The 19,514-nt window shown below is 61.8% G+C and carries 16 protein-coding genes; 14 read left to right on the top strand and 2 right to left on the bottom strand.

All coding sequences use genetic code 11. The annotated features are described in order from the left end of the window. The first annotated feature begins 1 nt into the window (after position 1). The 4 genes from gpt to trpE all read left to right on the top strand — a co-directional run bounded on the left by gpt (position 2) and on the right by trpE (position 5,417). Positions 2-505: a xanthine phosphoribosyltransferase gene (gene gpt / locus INHI_RS0107390; RefSeq protein WP_014874783.1), complete on the top strand. Its 504-nt coding sequence runs from the start codon at positions 2-4 to the stop codon at positions 503-505. A gap of 205 nt (positions 506-710) precedes the next feature. Beyond that, positions 711-1,901 (top strand): aminotransferase, encoded by a 1,191-nt coding sequence (locus INHI_RS0107380; RefSeq protein WP_027247250.1) that lies wholly within the window; start codon positions 711-713, stop codon positions 1,899-1,901. A 147-nt stretch (positions 1,902-2,048) separates the two neighbouring features. Further along, positions 2,049-3,890, top strand: a complete 1,842-nt coding sequence (locus tag INHI_RS0107375) for a peptidylprolyl isomerase (RefSeq protein ID WP_027247249.1) — start codon at positions 2,049-2,051, stop codon at positions 3,888-3,890. A 15-nt stretch (positions 3,891-3,905) separates the two neighbouring features. Next, positions 3,906-5,417: an anthranilate synthase component I gene (gene trpE / locus INHI_RS0107370; protein WP_027247248.1), complete on the top strand. Its 1,512-nt coding sequence runs from the start codon at positions 3,906-3,908 to the stop codon at positions 5,415-5,417. A 148-nt stretch (positions 5,418-5,565) separates the two neighbouring features. On the opposite strand, the gene INHI_RS0107365 is transcribed toward trpE, so the two are convergent. Next, positions 5,566-7,239, bottom strand: a complete 1,674-nt coding sequence (locus tag INHI_RS0107365) for a divergent polysaccharide deacteylase family protein (RefSeq protein WP_027247247.1) — start codon at positions 7,237-7,239, stop codon at positions 5,566-5,568. 198 nt (positions 7,240-7,437) lie between these two features. On the opposite strand from INHI_RS0107365, the gene INHI_RS0107360 reads away from it, so the two are divergent. The 7 genes from INHI_RS0107360 to lexA all read left to right on the top strand — a co-directional run bounded on the left by INHI_RS0107360 (position 7,438) and on the right by lexA (position 12,987). Next, a complete protein-coding gene (locus tag INHI_RS0107360; protein ID WP_027247246.1) occupies positions 7,438-8,019 on the top strand; it encodes an anthranilate synthase component II in 582 nt (193 codons plus the stop codon). Then, on the top strand, positions 8,016-9,044 hold the full coding sequence (gene trpD, locus INHI_RS0107355) for an anthranilate phosphoribosyltransferase (RefSeq protein WP_027247245.1): 1,029 nt from the start codon (positions 8,016-8,018) through the stop codon (positions 9,042-9,044). The genes INHI_RS0107360 and trpD overlap by 4 nt, the downstream gene beginning before the upstream one ends. After that, on the top strand, positions 9,041-9,694 hold the full coding sequence (locus INHI_RS0107350; RefSeq protein ID WP_027247244.1) for a uracil-DNA glycosylase: 654 nt from the start codon (positions 9,041-9,043) through the stop codon (positions 9,692-9,694). The genes trpD and INHI_RS0107350 overlap by 4 nt, the downstream gene beginning before the upstream one ends. 14 nt (positions 9,695-9,708) lie before the next feature. Next, positions 9,709-10,521: an indole-3-glycerol phosphate synthase TrpC gene (gene trpC, locus INHI_RS0107345; protein WP_027247243.1), complete on the top strand. Its 813-nt coding sequence runs from the start codon at positions 9,709-9,711 to the stop codon at positions 10,519-10,521. After that, positions 10,521-10,991, top strand: a complete 471-nt coding sequence (gene moaC, locus INHI_RS0107340) for a cyclic pyranopterin monophosphate synthase MoaC (protein ID WP_027247242.1) — start codon at positions 10,521-10,523, stop codon at positions 10,989-10,991. The genes trpC and moaC overlap by 1 nt, the downstream gene beginning before the upstream one ends. After that, positions 10,992-12,164, top strand: coding sequence for a molybdopterin molybdotransferase MoeA (locus INHI_RS0107335; protein WP_027247241.1), 1,173 nt, complete (start codon positions 10,992-10,994; stop codon positions 12,162-12,164). It begins immediately after the preceding gene. Positions 12,165-12,303: 139 nt separating this feature from the next. After that, entirely contained in the window at positions 12,304-12,987 is a 684-nt protein-coding gene (gene lexA, locus INHI_RS0107330) for a transcriptional repressor LexA (protein WP_027247240.1), read from the top strand. A 316-nt stretch (positions 12,988-13,303) separates the two neighbouring features. Here lexA and INHI_RS0107325 read toward each other — a convergent pair whose 3' ends face one another. Further along, positions 13,304-15,373 (bottom strand): ComEC/Rec2 family competence protein, encoded by a 2,070-nt coding sequence (locus INHI_RS0107325; RefSeq protein ID WP_027247239.1) that lies wholly within the window; start codon positions 15,371-15,373, stop codon positions 13,304-13,306. A gap of 79 nt (positions 15,374-15,452) precedes the next feature. On the opposite strand from INHI_RS0107325, the gene gltX reads away from it, so the two are divergent. The 3 genes from gltX to INHI_RS0107310 all read left to right on the top strand — a co-directional run bounded on the left by gltX (position 15,453) and on the right by INHI_RS0107310 (position 19,502). After that, entirely contained in the window at positions 15,453-16,853 is a 1,401-nt protein-coding gene (gene gltX / locus INHI_RS0107320) for a glutamate--tRNA ligase (protein WP_027247238.1), read from the top strand. Between the two features lie 126 nt (positions 16,854-16,979). Next, positions 16,980-18,275, top strand: coding sequence for a citrate synthase (gene gltA, locus INHI_RS0107315; RefSeq protein WP_014874797.1), 1,296 nt, complete (start codon positions 16,980-16,982; stop codon positions 18,273-18,275). A gap of 336 nt (positions 18,276-18,611) precedes the next feature. Further along, positions 18,612-19,502 (top strand): calcium-binding protein, encoded by an 891-nt coding sequence (locus INHI_RS0107310; protein WP_254656906.1) that lies wholly within the window; start codon positions 18,612-18,614, stop codon positions 19,500-19,502. The last annotated feature ends 12 nt before the right edge of the window (positions 19,503-19,514 follow it).

The following is a 19,514-nucleotide window of genomic DNA, read 5'->3' as shown; positions in this document are numbered from 1 at the left end:
TATGACCGATCGTCTGCCTCATGAAAAAGGCTTTCATATTTCCTGGGACCAGCTGCACCGTGACAGCCGCGCACTTGCCTGGCGTCTCGACGGGCAAGGGCCCGATAATGGCGCCTGGCGCGCCGTAGTGGCTATCACCCGTGGCGGCATGGCCCCCGCGATGATCGTCAGCCGCGAGCTGGATATCCGCATTGTCGATACCATCGGCGTGAAATCCTACCACCACCAGGATCAGGGACAGGCCGAAGTACTGAAAGCCCCCGACGCAGAGCTGATGGGCGACGGTGAAGGCGTGCTGATCATCGACGATCTGGTCGACAGCGGCAAAACGCTGGAGCTGGTGCGCCAGATGTACCCCAAGGCACATTTCGCCACCGTCTACGCCAAGCCCAAAGGCCGCCCGATGGTCGACACCTTCATCACCGAGGTGAGCCAGGACACCTGGATTTTCTTCCCTTGGGATATGGCGCTGCAATATGTCGAACCCTATCGCGGGACCGACTGATCTTTGCGGATCCAAGCAATTCATCTAGTAAGACGCGCCTTCGGGGGCGTCTTATTCATTTGCGCCCAAATGCAGGGTGTCCAATCGCGTGACGGCTTGACTGACGAAGACCAAAACCCCTTGCAAAACCTGTGAACTTGCGGCGGAGTGGCCCGAACAGGCGCCGCCGTTCCGGCCCTTGCGCTGACGCAGAACAGGACCACCCATGCCACAGGCTTCATTTCCGAGCGCCCGCACCCGTGACACCTTTGTCTCGCCGATTGTCGAATCCCGACGCTGGCTTCAGGGGCTGACGCTGCCGGCGGATCTGCCACTGCTGAACCTCAGTCAGGCCGCACCAGCTGATCCTCCCCCGGAGGGGCTGCGCCGCGCCATTGCAGAGGCGGCCCTGACTGACGACAGCAGCCATCTCTATGGCGCGGTGCTCGGGCGGGATGAGCTGCGCGCAGCCCTCGCCGACAAGATGAACCGTCACTACGCGGGCGATCTTTCTGCGGCGGAAGTGGCCATCACCTCTGGCTGCAATCAGGCCTTTGCCGCGACCATCGCGGCGCTTTGTGGTGAGGGCGATCAGGTGATCCTGCCAACGCCCTGGTATTTCAACCATAAAATGTGGCTCGACATGCAGGGGGTGGACACCTGCCCGCTGCCGGTCGGCGCAGCCATGCTGCCATGCCCGGATGCCGCCGCAAAGCTGATCACCGACCGGACACGCGCGATCGTTCTGGTGACCCCAAACAACCCCTGCGGGGTGAAGTATCCGGACGGTCTGGTGCAGCGGTTCTATGATCTTGCCCGTGCCCATGGTCTTGCGCTGATCGTGGATGAAACCTACCGCGACTTTGACAGCCGCAACGGGCCGCCCCATACGCTGTTTCAGGATCCGAACTGGTCGGAGACGCTGATCCATCTCTATTCTTTCTCCAAAGCCTATCGGCTGACCGGCCATCGGCTCGGCGCGATTGCCGCCCACCCGGACCAGCTGCTGGAGATGGAAAAATTCCTCGATACTGTCACCATATGTCCGGCCCAACTCGGGCAGACCGGGGCGCTCTGGGGGCTGGAAAACCTCGATGACTGGCTTGCCGGCGAACGGCAGGAACTGCTCAACCGCCGCGCCGCGATTGAGACGGGGTTTGCCCCGCTTGCCGCGCAAGGCTGGCAGCTCCTCGGATGTGGCGCCTATTTTGCCTATGTCGCCCATCCCTTTGCGGCATCATCGGACGAACTGGCCAGACGTCTGGTGAAGGAGGCTGGCATCCTGATGCTGCCCGGCAGCATGTTCACTCCGGATGGCGACCCCACCGGCGCGCGACAGTTCCGCATTGCCTTTGCCAATGTCGATTCACATGGCATCCGCACGCTTTTTGAACGGCTGACAAACTGGACAGCCTGACCCATCCATCCCACTCACCCGCTCTGAACACTGACGCTGATCAGTCGTCCCTTGCCCCTTTCAAGGTGGCAGCGTATTCAGAGCCTCGACATTTCAGCATTCCCGGCTGCCGCGGCGCAGTCCGGCGACCGGCAATACGAGGACATCATGGCTGCAGGCATGAAAAAACTATCAAATACATTTGTCTGGATCCTGATGGGGATGCTGATTATCGGTCTCGCCGGGTTTGGCGCAGTGAACTTCACAGGCTCTGTGTCCTCCGTCGCAGTGGTTGGCGATCAGGAGGTCTCGGTCGATGACTACGCCCGCGAATTGCAGCGCGAGCAGCGCGCACTTGAGGCCCAGACGGGCCAACGCGTCCCCATCGCCCAGATGACCGCGCTCGGCCTTGACCGCGTGGTGTTGGGTCGCTTGATTGCCATTGCCGCTCTTGATCAGGAAAGCAGCGATCTTGGCCTGTCGATTGGTGATCAAAACCTGTTTGACGAAATCAGCCGGATCCCGGCCTTTCAGGATGGCACCGGCGCCTTCAACCGCGACACCTATCAATATGCGCTCGATAATATCGGCCTGACCGAGGCCGCGTTTGAAGCCGACCTGCGCCGCGAATCCGCCCGTACCCTAGTGCAGGGCGCCATCATGGCCGGCACCGAAATGCCCGACACGCTGCGCGACACGTTGACCAGCTATGTCGGCGCGCGCCGCAGCTTCGACTGGCTGACCGTAAGCGAAGACAGCATTGCCCTCACTGCGGTCGAGCCGAGCGAAGACGAGCTGCGAGCCTTCTATGACGCCAATATCGACCAGTTCACCCTGCCCCGCACCAAGGTCATCACCTATGCCGCCCTGCGCCCCGACGCGCTGGTGGATGAGATCGAGATCGACGCGGCAGCATTGGAACAGCTGTTCAACGATCGCAGCGCCGAATATCAGGTGCCGGAGCGCCGTCTGGTGGAACGTCTGGTCTTTGCCAACCGGGACGCCGCCGACAGCGCCAAGGCACAGCTCGACATCAACGGCACCACCTTTGACGCGCTGGTCGCGGATCGTGGCCTCAGCCTGCAGGACGTGGATCTGGGCGATGTGACCATGGGCGACCTTGCCAGTGCCGGTCAGGACGTCTTTGCCGCGCAGGTCGGTGATGTCGTGGGCCCGCTCGACAGCGATCTGGGCCCGGCCCTGTTCCGCATCAATGGCCGTCTTGAAGCGCGCGTGACCAGCCTTGAGGATGTCAAGGATGAGCTGCGCGCCGAACTGGCCACCGACCGTGCCCGTCGCCTGATTGAAACCCGCTCTGAGGAGATCAACGACATGCTGGCCGGTGGCGCCACGCTGGAAGAGCTGATTGACGAACCCGGCATGGAACTCGGCAAAATCGACTGGCACAACGGCAGCACCGATGGCATCGCCGCCTATGACGGGTTCCGCCAGGCCGCCTCCGCGGTCACCGCCGAAGACTTTCCCGAAGTGGCCTTCCTTGAAGATGGCAGCCTGTTTGCAATCCGCCTTGATGAGGAACTGGAACCGCGCCCCGAACCCTTCGCAGATGCGCAGGACAAACTGCGCGCTGCCTGGCAGAGCAAACGGCTGCAGGATGCGCTGGAAGCCGAGGCCGAGCGTCTTGCCGGCATGCTGCGAAACGCCGAAGACCTCCCCGAGGGTATTGAGTTGACGTCCGAAACCGGCCTGACCCGCGCTGCCTATATTGACGCCGCCCCGCAGCCGTTGATGGCCCGTGTTTTTGATCTGGCAGAGGGCGACGTCGCCGTGGTCAGCGATGACACTGCCACTGTTGTGGTGCGCCTCGCTGAAACCCTGCCGGTGGCCGACACGCCGGAGATGACAGCGCTGGCCGAGGCAATGGGCACCCAGCTTGATCAGGCGCTGGCACAGGCCCTGTTCGAAGCCTTCGTACAGGATTCCCAGACACGCGCCGCGCCGCGCATCGACCCGCAGGCGCTCAACGCCGTGCAGGCCAACTTCCAGTAACCAAGGCAGATCCAGATGGCCCTGACCCCCGATTTCGACACCTTCGCCAAGGCCTATGAGGCCGGTGACAACCAGGTTGTCTACACCCGGCTTGCCGCCGATCTCGACACGCCGGTGTCGCTGATGCTGAAGCTGACAGGTGCCCAGAAGGACGCCTTCATGCTGGAATCCGTCACTGGCGGTGAGGTGCGCGGACGCTATTCCATCATCGGCATGAAACCGGATCTGGTCTGGCGCTGCCACGGGGAGCGCGCCGCGCTCAACCGGTCTGCCCGCTTTGACGCTGATGCCTTTGAACCGCTGGACGGCAACCCGCTGGACTGCCTGCGTGACCTCATCGCCGAAAGCAAAATAGACCTGCCGGATGATCTGCCGCAGGCCGCAGCCGGCCTGTTTGGCTACCTCGGCTATGACATGATCCGGCTGGTCGAACATCTGCCGGACGTGAACCCCGATCCTCTTGGCCTGCCTGACGCGCTGATGCTGCGCCCCTCTGTTATCGCGGTGCTCGACGGGGTTAAGGGTGAGGTGACCGTGGTCTCCCCCGCCTGGGCCAGCGACGGCCAGTCGGCCAAGGCGGCTTACGCCCAGGCCGCTGAGCGGGTGATGGACGCGGTCCGCGATCTGGAACGCGCCATGCCCGCCGAAAGCCGCGATCTCGGCGATGCCGATGAGGTAGCGCCGCCTGTGAGCAATTTCACCAAGGACGGCTATATGGCCGCGGTGGAGACGGCCAAGGACTACATCCGCGCGGGCGACATCTTTCAGGTGGTGCCTGCACAGCGCTGGACCCAGGAATTTCGCCAGCCCCCCTTCGCGCTTTATCGCTCCCTGCGCCGCACCAACCCCTCGCCCTTCATGTTTTACTTCAACTTCGGCGGCTTTCAGGTGGTGGGGGCTTCTCCGGAAATCCTCGTCCGTGTCTTCGGGCAGGAGGTCACCATTCGGCCTATTGCAGGCACCCGCCCACGTGGCGCCACGCCCGAGGAAGACAAGGCGCTGGAACTGGATCTGCTCGCCGACAAGAAAGAACTGGCCGAGCATCTGATGCTGCTGGATCTGGGCCGCAACGACACCGGACGGGTCGCCAAAATCGGCACCGTGCGCCCAACCGAGAAATTCATCATCGAGCGTTACAGCCACGTGATGCACATCGTCTCCAACGTTGTGGGTGAGCTGGCAGAGGACAAGGACGCGCTGGACGCCTTCTTTGCCGGTATGCCCGCAGGCACCGTCTCCGGCGCCCCCAAGGTTCGGGCGATGGAAATCATTGATGAGCTGGAGCCGGAAAAACGCGGCGTCTACGGCGGCGGCGTCGGCTATTTCTCGGCAGGCGGCGACATGGACATGTGCATCGCGCTGCGCACAGCCATCGTCAAGGACCAGAACCTCTATATCCAGGCCGGCGGCGGCGTTGTCTATGACAGTGACCCGGAGGCGGAATATATGGAAACGGTTCATAAATCCAACGCCATCCGCCGCGCGGCTGCGGATGCCGCCCGATTCACCGGCAACGGCAACAGCTAGGTCAAGGCCCCGACAGGCGTCCTGTCATCAGCGCCCGCCTGTCATCTTTCCTAAAATACTCTCGCCGAAGGCACCAAAAGCGCCGCTCCAATCGGAGCGGCGCTTTTGATTATAAGTGTCAGTCGCCTGTCCCAATTGACCGTCCCGATTATTCCGCCTGCAACTTCGCACGCAGAGAGGCCGACACCGGCGCAAGCGCCACCCTGTTGGCACGATCCTGAAGGCCCCAGATCAACAGCGCTGAAATCGTATCCGGCTGAACCCGGCCCAGCATGATCACCGCGCCCTCCTGCCCGGCGCGAAACGCAGCCTGATCCAGAAAGCGCCGGATCGCGCGGGGATCCTGCCCGGCGCCGTCAAAATCGCGGAACACCACCCCGGCGGGCACGCCTTCGCGCAGGGCCAGTTTCTGCACGGTATTGAGCCCGGCATCCTGCGTCACCATCCCGTAGCCCATCGCGCCAAGCGCCGTGGCCATCTGATCGGCCAGTGGGCGGTTGCCCTGAAACCCGGTATTCACGCCTTCCAACACCGCGACGGCCTCTGGCAAACTTTCCAGCCAGACCTGCAACGCCGTCTCAGCATCCCGCGGAGCGGCATCGCGGGGCAGATCGGCGATCAGCATCACCTCAAACCCGGCAGCGCGGTGGCGTGCCATCTTCGCGGCCGCCTCCGGGTCCCTTGGATCCAGCGCAAAGCTCAGCGGATAGGGGAAATCCTGCAAGGCCTCAGCGCCTATCGCATCGGCATCATCGATGAGAACAATCGACATCAGGGCGCGGTCTGCCTCCGGTGTGAAGGCTTCGGCGTTGCGTTCAAACGGCACCCCATCCGCCTGCGCATTGGTCTGACTGCCGACCGCCGGTGCATTGGCCTGATCCCGCTCCGTCAGCGGGCGGACCGGGGTCCCAATCCGTGGGCGGCTCTCGGCTTCATCCACTGCGCTGTCCGGCTCTGTCGTGGGCTTGGTTGTTGGCAGATCCGCAATCCGCCGCGCCCCAGCGTCTTCGCTTGCATCTTCGCCTGTCGTCTCGGGTTGAGCCCCGTCAACCTGTCTGGAATTTGTGGCAGGCTGCGTGCCCACCTCCGTCGGGCCGGCCTGTCCCAGTCCCGGCACCACAGGAATCGCCGTCGGGCCGGGTACCGCACCCAACGCTGGTCCTTGATCCCCCCCGGCCTCTGCCCCGCTGAGTGCCGGACCACCGGTTGCCACATCCGGCACCGGAAGGCTGGCGGTTGCGGAGGCCTCATCACCGCCACCATCAACCTCGGCCGACGGCGTGGACTGGTCCTGCGCCGGCTGATCGGAAGAGGGTTGATCCGGCGCTGTCGTCAGTCGGGACGGCGCTTCGTTCGTAGTCTGCGGCACAGGTGGCTGAGCCGGTTCGGACACCACTACAAGACGCTGCTCCTGACTGGGGGCATTGGGTGCCGGCAGTGCCTCAACCGGGGTGACAGGTGCATCCCGCGCCACATCAATTGCCGGTGCGCCGACGCCACCGGGCGCGGCGCGATCCCCGCTGCCCAGCTCGGTGCCAACGTCGGGGCGGCTGGCGGGATCGGTATCGGCATCCGCAAGCGCGGCCAGATCATCACCGACCACCTGCGGATCCAGCGCCGCTGGCGGGGTTTCGACCAGGTCGGGATCGCTTCCAGCGCTTTCAACCGGAGTGTCCGCCGCCGGGGCCTGCACTTCACTGCGAGCAGGTTCGGCCACGCTGACCTCAACCGATTTGGGCAAGGGCACCGACAGCGACCACACCACGGCGCCGCCTGCGGCCACCAAGGCCCCGAAACTCACGCCTCCAAGAAACCCTCGCATCTCTGTCCTGCCTCTCGTTGCCTTCTGGAACCGGTCGCATTCTGTTGGCCAGGCCACACCAAAGCTGTCGCGCACGCTTGGCCCGCCTGCTGTTGGTGATGTGCTCTTGACGCTGCCGCGCAACCCTGAACATGTATGTTGCGACCACTATACTGCGGCGCGGCCCCGGCCCGCCAGCCCTTAAACGAGCCCGCGACTATGCTGCTGCTGATCGACAACTACGACTCCTTTACCTACAACCTCGTGCATTATCTGGGGGAACTGGGCGCTGACGTTCAGGTCCACCGCAATGACGCGCTGAATGTGCAGGAGGCCATGGCAATGAACCCGGCCGGCATTCTGTTGTCGCCCGGTCCCTGCGATCCGGATCAGGCCGGTATTTGCCTCGCCCTGACCGAGGCTGCGGCTGAGACCCAGACCCCGCTGCTTGGTGTCTGCCTCGGTCATCAGACCATCGGTCAGGCCTTTGGCGGCAATGTTGTGCGCTGCAAGGATATCGTCCACGGGAAGATGGGCACCATGCATCACACCGACACAGGTCTTTTCGCCGGGTTGCCCTCACCGTTTGAGGCGACACGCTATCACTCATTGATTGTGGACCGCGACAGCCTGCCTGACAGTCTTCAGATCACTGCCGAGCTGGAAGACGGCACCATTATGGGTCTTCAGCACAAGACGCTTCCGATCCACGGCGTGCAGTTTCACCCGGAATCCATCGCCTCCGAACACGGCCACGCGCTGCTGAAGAACTTCCTCAACGTGATGAAGGTGCCCGCATGAGCAATGCAATGAAGCCGCTGATCGATGCCGCTGCGGAGCGCGCCCTTAGCCGGGAGGAAGCAGAGGCCGCCTTCACCCAGCTGTTTGAAGGCAACGCCACGCCGAGCCAGATGGGTGGCCTACTTATGGCGCTGCGTACCCGCGGCGAAACCGTAGATGAATACGCGGCGGCGGCGGCCGTGATGCGCGCCAAATGCAACCCCGTTGTAGCGCCTGCGGGCGCGATGGACATTGTCGGCACCGGCGGTGACGGCAAGGGCACGCTGAACATCTCCACCGCAACCGCCTTTGTCGTGGCCGGGGCCGGAACCGTTGTTGCAAAACACGGCAACCGCAACCTGTCGTCGAAATCCGGCGCAGCCGATGCCTTGGGTCAGATGGGGATCAATGTCATGGTCGGTCCGAAAGTGGCCGAACAGGCCCTGCGCGAGGCAGGTATCTGCTTCATGATGGCGCCGATGCACCACCCCGCCATTGCCCATGTGATGCCCACCCGGCAGGAACTCGGCACGCGCACGATCTTCAACATCCTCGGCCCGCTCACCAACCCTGCCGGCGTCAAACGACAACTCACCGGCGCGTTTAGCCGTGATTTGATCCGGCCGATGGCTGAAACCCTTGGCCAGCTGGGGTCAGAGCAGGCCTGGCTGGTCCATGGCTCTGACGGCACGGATGAGCTGACCATCACCGGCGTCAGCTGGGTCGCCGCGCTGAACCCAGGTGGCAGTGTCACTGAGATGGAAATCCACCCCGAAGACGCAGGCTTGCCCGTGCATCCGTTTGAGGCGATCGTCGGCGGCACCCCGGAAGAAAACGCAAAGGCCTTTGCGGCACTGTTGTCGGGCGAGGCATCAGCCTACCGCGATGCTGTGCTGTTGAATTCTGCCGCGGCGCTGGTGGTGGCAGGGGCTGCAAGCGATTTGAAAACCGGCGCAGAGATGGCCCGCGCGAGCATCGATAGCGGTGCGGCACGCGAGAAGATCGAAGCGCTCGCCCGCATCACCACGGCTGCCGCCGCCACATGACCCCGGACCTGTCGGATCTTGGCGGCTGGTCCAAGCTGCCGTTTTTCGCAGAACGCTACCCGGCCATTGCTGAGGCCGTGGCCGAGGATCCGCGCGACATTCTTCCGCCAGCGGATCAGCGCCTTGCTGCACTCTCTCTGACCCCATCAGAGGCAACCCGCGTGGTTATTCTGGGTCAGGACCCCTATCCAACACCGGGTCATGCCCATGGCCTGGCGTTTTCAGTGGCGCCTGATGTGCGCCCGCTGCCGCGCTCTTTGAACAATATCTTCAAAGAGTTGCACGATGATCTTGGTGTCGAACGCAAAACAGGCGACCTGCGCGGCTGGGCGCGTCAGGGGGTTCTGCTGCTCAACACCGTGTTGTCAGTTCCCGCAGGTGATGCCAACGGCCACAAAAACCTTGGCTGGCAGCAGCTGGCGCATGAGGTCCTCAGCCTGACCAGTCAGCGCCCGACGGCCTATATTCTCTGGGGGAAACAGGCCCAAGGGCTTGAAAAATATATCCAACCGGGTGATCACCTTATCCTGAGGACCGCGCACCCCTCACCACTGTCTGCGCGTCGCGGCTTTTTTGGCTCGCGCCCCTTTTCGACGGTGAACCGCTGGCTTGCTGAGCAGGGTCAGCCAACAATTGACTGGAACGCGTGACGGGAGGCGTCAAGATGACTGAAACAGTGCTGGACAAGATCAAGGCCTACAAGCTGGAAGAGATCGCCGCCGACAAGGCAGCCAAACCCCTCGAAGCGGTTGAGGCCGAAGCCCGTGATGCCAGCCCGGTGCGTGGCTTTGCCAAGGCGCTGATGCAGGCCAGCCGCGATGGCTACGGACTGATTGCCGAAATCAAGAAAGCCAGCCCTTCCAAAGGGTTGATCCGGGAAGATTTTCACCCCGCAGACCTCGCCCGGGCCTATGAGGCCGGTGGTGCAACCTGCCTTTCCGTGCTGACCGATACCCCCAGTTTTCAGGGCGCGAAATCCTTTCTGACGGAGGCATGCGAGGCCTGTGCCCTCCCGGCCCTGCGCAAGGATTTCATGTATGATCCCTATCAGGTCGCCGAGGCGCGCGCGCTTGGTGCCGATTGCATCCTGATCATTCTTGCCTCCGTTTCCGACACACAGGCGGCTGAGCTGGAAGCCGCCGCCGCTGATTGGAATATGGACGTGCTGCTGGAGGTCCATGACGAGGAAGAGCTGCATCGCGCCTGCAAGCTGAAATCGCCCCTTCTTGGCATCAACAATCGCAATCTCAAGACCTTTGAGACCACATTGGACACCACCCGCACCCTGTCCCGTCTGGTTCCTGCCGACCGGACCATCGTCTGCGAAAGCGCGCTTTCCACACCACAGGATCTCTCCGACATGGCCCGCTATGGCGCGCGTAGTTTCCTCATCGGTGAAAGCCTGATGCGCCAGGATGACGTCGCCGCCGCGACCCGTGATATTCTTGCTAACCCGCTGATGCCGGGGGCAATGTGATGCCACTTACCCACTTCAACAGCAGCGGCGACGCCCATATGGTCGATGTCTCGGACAAGGCAGTGACCTCGCGGATCGCCACCGCCGAAGGCCACATCACCATGGCGCGCGAAACCTTTGATATCATTGCAGAAGGTCGCGCAAAGAAGGGCGATGTCCTGTCGGTGGCACGGCTCGCAGGGATCATGGGCACCAAGAAGACACCGGATCTGATCCCACTCTGCCATCCGCTCCCCGTGACTAAGGTCGCCGTGGATCTGACCCTTGACCCCGACCTGCCCGGCGTGCGCGTCGCGGCCACCGTGAAAACCACCGGCCAGACCGGGGTCGAAATGGAGGCGCTGACCGCTGTCTCCACTGCCGCGCTTACGGTCTATGACATGGCCAAGGCCGTCGACAAGGCGATGGAAATCGGTGGCATCCGTGTAACATTGAAAGATGGCGGAAAATCAGGACGATACGAGGCCTAAATGATCTCAGTTTCCGACGCATTGAACACGCTGCTTGATCTGGTGGCACCGCTTGAAGTGGAGACTGTTCCCCTGCGCGCCGCTGCCGGTCGCGTGCTTGCGGAGCCGGTGTCTGCCAACCGCGACCAGCCCCCCTTTGCCGCCTCCGCCATGGACGGCTACGCAATGAAAGCGGCAGAGGTAGAGCGGGATGCAATGTTCAAAGTTATCGGAGAAAGCGCTGCCGGCCATGGCTTTCAGGGGCGTGTCGGACCCGGTCAGGCGGTGCGGATCTTCACCGGAGCGCCAGTGCCTGATGGCGCTGATTTCGTTGTTATTCAGGAAGATACCAGCGTTACCGGATCTCTGCTGACTATCACAGATCATCCCGGACCCGGCCATAATATTCGCGCAAAAGGCGGTGATTTCCAGATTGGCACCACCGTTGATGCGCCGCGTGTCCTGACGCCGGCAGACATTGCCCTGCTTGCGGCGATGAATATCGCCGAGGTACCCGTGCGCCGGAAACCAACGGTGGCGCTGATCTCCACCGGGGATGAGCTGGTTATGCCCGGCGAAAGCCCCGGCCCGGATCAGATCATCGCATCCAATACCTTCGGGCTGGACGCAATGCTGGCCGCTGCAGGCGCCGAGTCCCGGATTCTGCCCATTGCCCGCGACACCGAAAGCAGCCTGCGCATGGCACTGGACCTGGCGCAGAACGCTGACCTGATCGTCACCATTGGCGGTGCCTCGGTTGGGGATCACGATCTGGTTGCCGGAGTGACCGAAGGGCTCGGGATGTCCCGCGCCTTCTACAAGGTGGCCATGCGCCCGGGGAAACCGCTGATGGCCGGAACCCTGGGCCGTTCCGCGATGGTCGGATTGCCGGGAAACCCTGTTTCGGCAATGGTTTGCGGGCATGTCTTCCTGTTGCCCATGCTGCGTGTGATGCAGGGGTTGCCCGCTATGGATCACCAGCCAGCGACGGCGAATTTGGCTCATGAGCTGCCTGCAAACGGACCGCGGACGCACTATATGCGCGCCAGGTTGAGCGGTGGCGATCTGCATGTCTTCGACGATCAAGACAGCGCGCGGCTGACACTTTTGTCAGAGGCCAATGCTCTCGCCATCCGACCCCCGCATGATCCCTCTCGGAGTAAGGGTGAGCCACTCTCCTACATTGTTATCTGACACCATACTCCGCTTTCACTTTGCCAACAATTCACCGTCAATTCCGCTGAATATGAAAGGTTTTACGCCAGGCACCGTTGACACAAAACGAGAACATGCGTAGAACAAAGAGAAACATTGAGCGGTTGAGAGGGATGTCATGCTGACGAAGAAGCAATTGGATTTGCTGGATTTCATCAACACACGCCTGCAGCAGGATGGTGTCCCCCCCAGCTTCGACGAGATGAAGGTGGCTCTGGATTTGCGCTCAAAATCCGGCATCCACCGGCTGATCACCGCGCTGGAGGAGCGGGGATTCATTCGCCGTCTTGCCCACAGGGCCCGCGCGATTGAGATTATTCGCCTGCCGGACAGCCTCGGAAACACCGCGCAAGCGGCTGAGGCGGCACCTGCTGCCCCGGGCCCCGCCAATCAGGTGTCGGCGCCCGCCATGATCGCCGCGATGGAACTGCCGGTCATGGGACGCATCGCTGCCGGTGTCCCGATTGAGGCCATCAATCAGGTATCCCATCAGGTCGCAGTGCCCGCCTCCATGCTCTCCGCCCAGGGGCAACATTTCGCATTGGAGGTGCGCGGAGACTCCATGATTGAGGCCGGGATCAACGACGGCGATATCGTCGTGATCCGGGAAACAGCTGTGGCAGACAACGGCGACGTGGTGGTTGCCCTGGTCGAGGGGCAGGAAGCCACACTGAAACGCATCTATCGTAAGGGCAGCACCATCGCGCTGGAGGCCGCCAACCCTGCCTATGAAACCCGCCGCTACCCGCAGGATCAGGTAAAGGTACAGGGCCGCCTCGTCGGCCTCATCCGCACCTACTGACCAGCGTCGCGGGCGAAAATATCCAAGGACAAGCGCATGGATCAGCCCATGCGCTTCGATAGGGACAATCTGGCACGGGCAAGACAATACGGGCAAAGCGACAAAAATCGACCGATACGCAGCCTGTGTTTCGGCTTAGCTCTTGATGATGTTCGGACAGTATCGCTGTGCCAACTCGGTGCTGCGCGATCATACATCGGCCAGACGCAGCCCGACGTAACCTCCATGCAGATAGCGCATCAGCACCTTAAGGTTGGATGAGCCAAAGCGAAGATGGGGCTCCCTCCGATCATCGCTGGCCTTGATCGTCGTTGGACTATTGCCATTGTTCCAATCGTGACCGCACCGGACCGTGGCTCCACAGCCGCGCCCCAACCACATCCCGCACCGAAGTCCAGCGCCCCGCCGCATCCATCTGCACGCTCCCCAGACGATGCAGCGCGTCTGCATCAAACACCAGGCAGTCCCCGACCGGCGCCACTGACTTGGCGCTGATGACTACCTCATCGGCTGCACATACGGTCAGTGCCTCGGCCGCTGCCTTGCCGATCACATGGATCAGCCTCTGATCCGTCGCAGCCAGATATGCCGTAACCGATTTACCGGGCGCCTCCGGACCTGCAACCAGCGGCCATAGCTGCGCGCCCTCTGCCTGCGTCCGTAAACTCCCGTCATTCTCCGCCCAACGCTCCGCCGCATACCCATGGCCCTTGGCACGCGACAATGCCCGTCCCTCCGCCCTCAGGACCCCGACGATGCCGCCATTTGGCGCGACCAGTACGTCGGGGCGCGGGCTGCCATGCCATATCAGCGCGGCCCCCAATAGCACCGGCACACCAAGAAGTCGCAACCGCCCCCGCCAAAGGCCAAGCAGCAGCCCCCCTAAAGCCACCAGCGGCAAGACCAGCGCAGGCGGCATCGGCACCGCCCCTTGTGCCCCATCGAGAGCGGCGACCCAATTGGCAACAAACAGGATCCAGCCGATCCCCAGATCCATCAGTGCAAGACCAACCCATGACGCCCCCACAGGTGCCAGACAAAGCGACAGAACCGCAGCTGGCACCACCAGCGCGCCCATTACAGGCACAGCCAGGACATTGGCCAGCAATCCGTAATGCGAGATCATATTGAAATGCGCCGCCCCAAACGGCGCGGTCGCTACTCCCGCTATCAGCGAGGACAGCACAACACCCGCCGCCATCCGCAGCCAGCGCGGGCCGGTTGGGGTCAGCCGGTCTCGCAGGCCGCCAAAAACCACGATCAAGGCGGTGGTGGCGGCAAAACTCATCTGAAAACCCGGGCTGAGCAGGCTTTCCGGGCGCAAGACCAGGATCACGATGGCAGCCAAAGCCACCGCGCGCAGGGACAACGCCCGCCGATCCAGCAGCACTGCCCCCAGCATCATCGCCACCATGATATACGCGCGTGTGCTGGCAACCTGCATCCCGGACAGCACCAGATAAGCGCTGGCTGCAAGCAAAGCTCCAACCGCCGCCAGTTTCTTGGTGTCGACACGCTGCGCCACGGCCGGCGCAAGCGCCAATAACAGCCGCAACCCGCCAAAGACAACGCCTGCCAGAAGCCCCATATGCAGCCCGGAAATTGCCAGCAAATGCGCGAGGTTACTGGCACGCAAAGCCTCCAGCGCCACCTGGGGGATCGCAGAACGATCCCCCGTGGTAATGGCCGACGCAAAGCCGCCCGTCGCCACCGGCATTTGCGAACGGATACCGGTGGAGAGCCGCTGGCGCAATTGCTCAACCGGCAGATCACGCGGGCTGCGGTTGATGATCAGTACGGGCACACGGGTGTACCCCACCGCGCCGAGCTGTTGAAACCAGGCATGTCGCCGGAAATCAAACCCATGAGGTTCAACTGGACCCTGCGGTGGCATCAGATGGGCCGTGGTCATCACCCGGTCGCCAATGCGCGGAATCCGTGCCCCCTCCGGCAGCGACAGCCGCACCCGCGCCGGGCTCTGATCAGGCGCAATGCGGTCAAGAAAGAGCTGATCCAGCGTGATCCGCAGCCGGTCACGGGCAGAGCGGTCGATGGCAATCACCCGCCCTTCCACCGCGCCATAGCTGCGGTGCTGAAGCACCGGCGCGCCAACCGCATGTGCGCGCATCCCGGCGGCTGCAAACCCGAGGGCAATCAGCAGCACCGTCCAGCCCAGAAAGACCACTGTATCCTGCCGGTCGCCGCGCCACACCAGTGCCAGCGCGACGCAGGCAATCCCAGCGCCCCAAAGATAATGCGCCGGTTCCGGCTCAAACTTAAGTGAGAAAAACAGCCCGATGCCAATTCCGAACAAGACCGGCACCCAGGGAAAGAGATCCCCGCGCTGGGATTGCAACAGACCATCAAGGACGCCCAGGGCGCGCATGCTTGCTCCTTGCCTTCTGGCTCGGTAGACAGGCGACAAAACTAGCCCTTCCATGGTTTCCAAAAGGTAAATCACCCCCATGTCCAAACCGGTCGTCACCCGTTTCGCCCCCTCGCCCACCGGCTATCTGCATATCGGTGGTGCGCGCACCGCACTGTTCAACTGGCTCTATGCCCGTGGCCGTGGCGGCAAATTCCTGTTGCGGATCGAAGACACCGACCGCGAGCGCTCCAACCCGGAGGCGACGGCCGCGATCCTGCAGGGCATGGCCTGGCTCGGCCTGGATCACGATGGTGAGGTGGTCAGCCAGTTCGAAGGCGCCGAACGTCACGCAGCCGTTGCCCGTGAACTGCTTGAGGCTGGCAAGGCCTACAAGTGCTTTGCCACACAGGAAGAAATCGCGACCTTCCGTGATCAGGCAAAGGCCGAGGGGAAATCGACCCTCTACCGCTCCCCCTGGCGCGATGCCGATGACAGCAGCCATCCCGATGCACCTTATGTGATCCGCATCAAGGCCCCGCAGGACGGCACCACCGTGATCCGCGATGAGGTTCAGGGCGATGTCACGATCAAGAACGCGCAGCTCGATGATATGGTCCTGCTGCGCTCAGACGGGACGCCTGTCTATATGCTGGCAGTTGTCGTGGATGATCACGATATGGGCGTCACCCATGTCATTCGGGGTGATGATCACCTCAACAACGCTGCGCGTCAGATGATGATCTATGAGGCGATGGGCTGGGATGTGCCGGTCTGGGCCCACATCCCGCTGATCCACGGAGCGGACGGCAAGAAACTCTCGAAACGCCATGGCGCCTTGGGCGCGCAGGAGTATCAGGCGATGGGCTATCCTGCTGCCGGGATGCGCAACTACCTGGCCCGTCTGGGCTGGAGCCATGGCGATGATGAGTTTTTCACCGATGCGCAGGCGCGTGACTGGTTTGATCTCGACGGCATCGGCAAAAGCCCCGCACGGTTTGACACCAAGAAGCTGGAAAACCTCTGCGGCCAGCATATCGCCATCAGCGATGATGCTGCGCTGCGGAATGAGCTGCAGGCCTATTTGGCTGCGGCTGGCAAGCCACAGTTAAATGACGTTCAGTCAAACGATCTTGAACGTGCGATGTATTGCCTCAAGGATCGCGCCAAGACATTCCCTGAGCTGCTTGAAAAAGCTCATTTTATTCTGGTTTCACGACCGATTGAGCCAGATCAGAAGGCCGCAAAAGCCCTTGCATCTGTATCCGACGGTATACTGAGTGAATTGACGCCGCAGCTGCAAAATGCTAGCTGGTCCCGAGACGATCTGGAGGCGCTTCTGAACGCATTCGCAGAAGCACAGGATACCAAGTTCGGCAAACTGGCGGGCCCCTTGCGGGCGGCGCTGGCTGGTCGTGCGGTAACCCCTTCAGTTTTCGACATGATGCTGATTCTGGGCCGGGACGAAACACTGGCCCGACTCTCCGACGTTGCTGGCTAACCCTGTCGTTAACTGCTGGGTAAGTCGGTACCGCTATGACCTCACCTGCGCGATTGCCGTGCAGGTGCTGCCTGCACAAGGCGGGGGCCTCCCCCGCTTTCGTGCCTGTATCAGGAAGGGACATCTATGACCGATACAAAGAAGACCGCCCAGCTCAGCCTGAATGGCGAAACTTACGAGCTTCCCATTTTCTCGCCGACGACCGGGCCCGATGTTCTGGATATCCGCAAGCTCTACGGCCAGGCCGGTGTGTTTACCTATGATCCCGGCTTCACCTCCACCGCGAGCTGCGACAGCACCATCACCTATATCGATGGTGGCAAGGGCGAACTGCTGCACCGCGGCTACCCGATTGACCAGCTGGCATCCAAATCGCACCACCTCGAAGTCTGCTACCTGCTGCTCTATGGTGAGCTGCCGACCGCAGCCCAGCTGGAGGATTTCGAGACCCGTGTGACCCGTCACACCATGGTGCATGAACAGATGCACAACTTCTTCCGTGGCTTCCGCCGCGACGCGCATCCGATGGCAACCCTGGTGGGTGTTGTTGGTGCAATGTCGGCCTTCTACCACGATTCCACCGACATCAATGACCCCTGGCAGCGCGAAGTGGCCGCGATCCGTTTGATCGCAAAACTGCCCACCATTGCTGCGATGGCTTATAAGTATTCGATCGGCCAGCCCTTCGTGTATCCGCGCAACGATCTCGATTACGCGGCAAACTTCCTGCACATGTGCTTCTCTGTTCCGGCAGAAGAATACCATGTCGATCCGATCCTCGCCCGTGCGATGGACCGCATCTTCATCCTGCATGCCGATCATGAGCAAAACGCCTCGACCTCGACCGTGCGTCTGGCGTCCTCTTCCGGTGCCAACCCGTTTGCCTGTATCGCGGCCGGCATCGCCTGCCTCTGGGGTCCGGCCCACGGCGGCGCCAACCAGGCCTGCCTGGAGATGCTGAAGGAAATCGGCTCGGTTGACCGTATCCCTGAGTTCATCGAGCGCGCCAAGGACAAGAACGATCCGTTCCGCCTGATGGGCTTTGGCCACCGGGTCTACAAGAACACCGATCCCCGCGCCAAGGTGCTGAAACAATCCGCCGACGAAGTGCTGGAACTCTTGGGTGTTGAAAACAACCCCCTCCTGCAGGTCGCCAAGGAACTGGAGCGCACTGCGCTCAACGATGAGTATTTCATCGAGAAGAAACTGTTCCCGAACGTGGATTTCTATTCCGGCATCATCCTTGAGGCGATGGGCTTCCCGACTTCGATGTTCACACCGATCTTTGCGCTGTCGCGCACCGTCGGCTGGATCTCGCAGTGGAAAGAAATGATCGCGGATCCACAGAACAAAATCGGTCGCCCGCGTCAGCTCTACCTCGGCGAAACTGCCCGCGACTACATCGATATCGAAAGCCGCTGATCACAGGCTACTTCGCCGCATCATCGGTGACGGAAAACTGTAAACCCTGCCTTCCCGGAGGCAGGGTTTTTTCATGGTCTCAGCCGACACGATGAAGGCACGACGGACCTGCCGTCCCCAAATCGAGAAATACACCTTTCGATTGCAGACCTACGTCTTTCGGTGAGTGCGACAATCAAAAGGATAGCCAGCTGATGTTTCCAATCCGGAAACCTGGTTAACCCCTTTCATCGCATTTTACTCAATTAGAGCGGGTTTCGATTGACGAAATTCGACCTCCTGCATAGGCATGTCGTCAATTGCTAATTAAACCTTAACGGGAGACGCACCGTGCTTATGCTCATGACATTGCTTGGGGTTGGCCTGCTGGCTGGCGTGATCATCAATGATTCCGACGATTCCGACAGCACAGACTCCGGCGCCAACGAAAGCGGTAACGAAGACAACACCGAAACCGTTGTCGAGGGCACCGACGGCGCCGACCTGCTGTTTGGCACAACCGGCAGTGAAAACCTGCTTGGCGGCGCTGGTGACGACAATATCGACGCACGCGGCGGTCCCGATACGATCGAAGGCGGCGCAGGCGACGACCGGCTGGACGGTGGCTCGGCAGATGACAACGTCTTTGGCGGAGACGGCGACGATACGATGGTCGGCGGCAATGGCGATGACTTCATGCGCGGTAACGCTGGGGATGACACCCTGATCGACACCCGCGGCGCAGATCATCTGGTCGGCGGTCAGGGCAATGACCTGATCATCGCCGCAGGCATTCTGGACGAAGGCGCCTATGAAGACATCGTTCAGGGCCGTGAGACGCCGACCTCCGCAGCCGAGGTCAACGCCCTGCTGAACTTTGACTACACGGCCGATCAGGACGCTGCAGGCGATACCATCAACGCCGGTGCTGGGGACGACTCCGTGCTCTTTGGTCTCAACGATACGGTGACCGGTGGCAGCGGCAACGACAGCTTCGAAACCGGAGCCTGGCTGACCGATGATGAACAGGCGACCGTCACCGATTTCACGGCGGATGATGACCGGGTGGTCTACTACTACGACGAAAACGAAGACGAGCCGGATCTGGACGTGGTCACCCGCGCTAACGATGATGGCGGCACCGATGCCTTCTTGGTCGCCAATGGCGAGGAAGTGGTACGCCTGATCAACGCCGGTACCACCTTTAACCTGGCAGAGCATGTCGCTCTGGTTGCCCGCAGCGGCTGATAGATAACTCCG

Origin of the sequence: Phaeobacter inhibens DSM 16374 (assembly GCF_000473105.1) — a bacterium.
Classification (GTDB): Bacteria; Pseudomonadota; Alphaproteobacteria; order Rhodobacterales; family Rhodobacteraceae; genus Phaeobacter; species Phaeobacter inhibens.
Note: the sequence above shows the minus strand (reverse complement) of the source record. Positions and strands in the feature narration are given on the sequence as shown.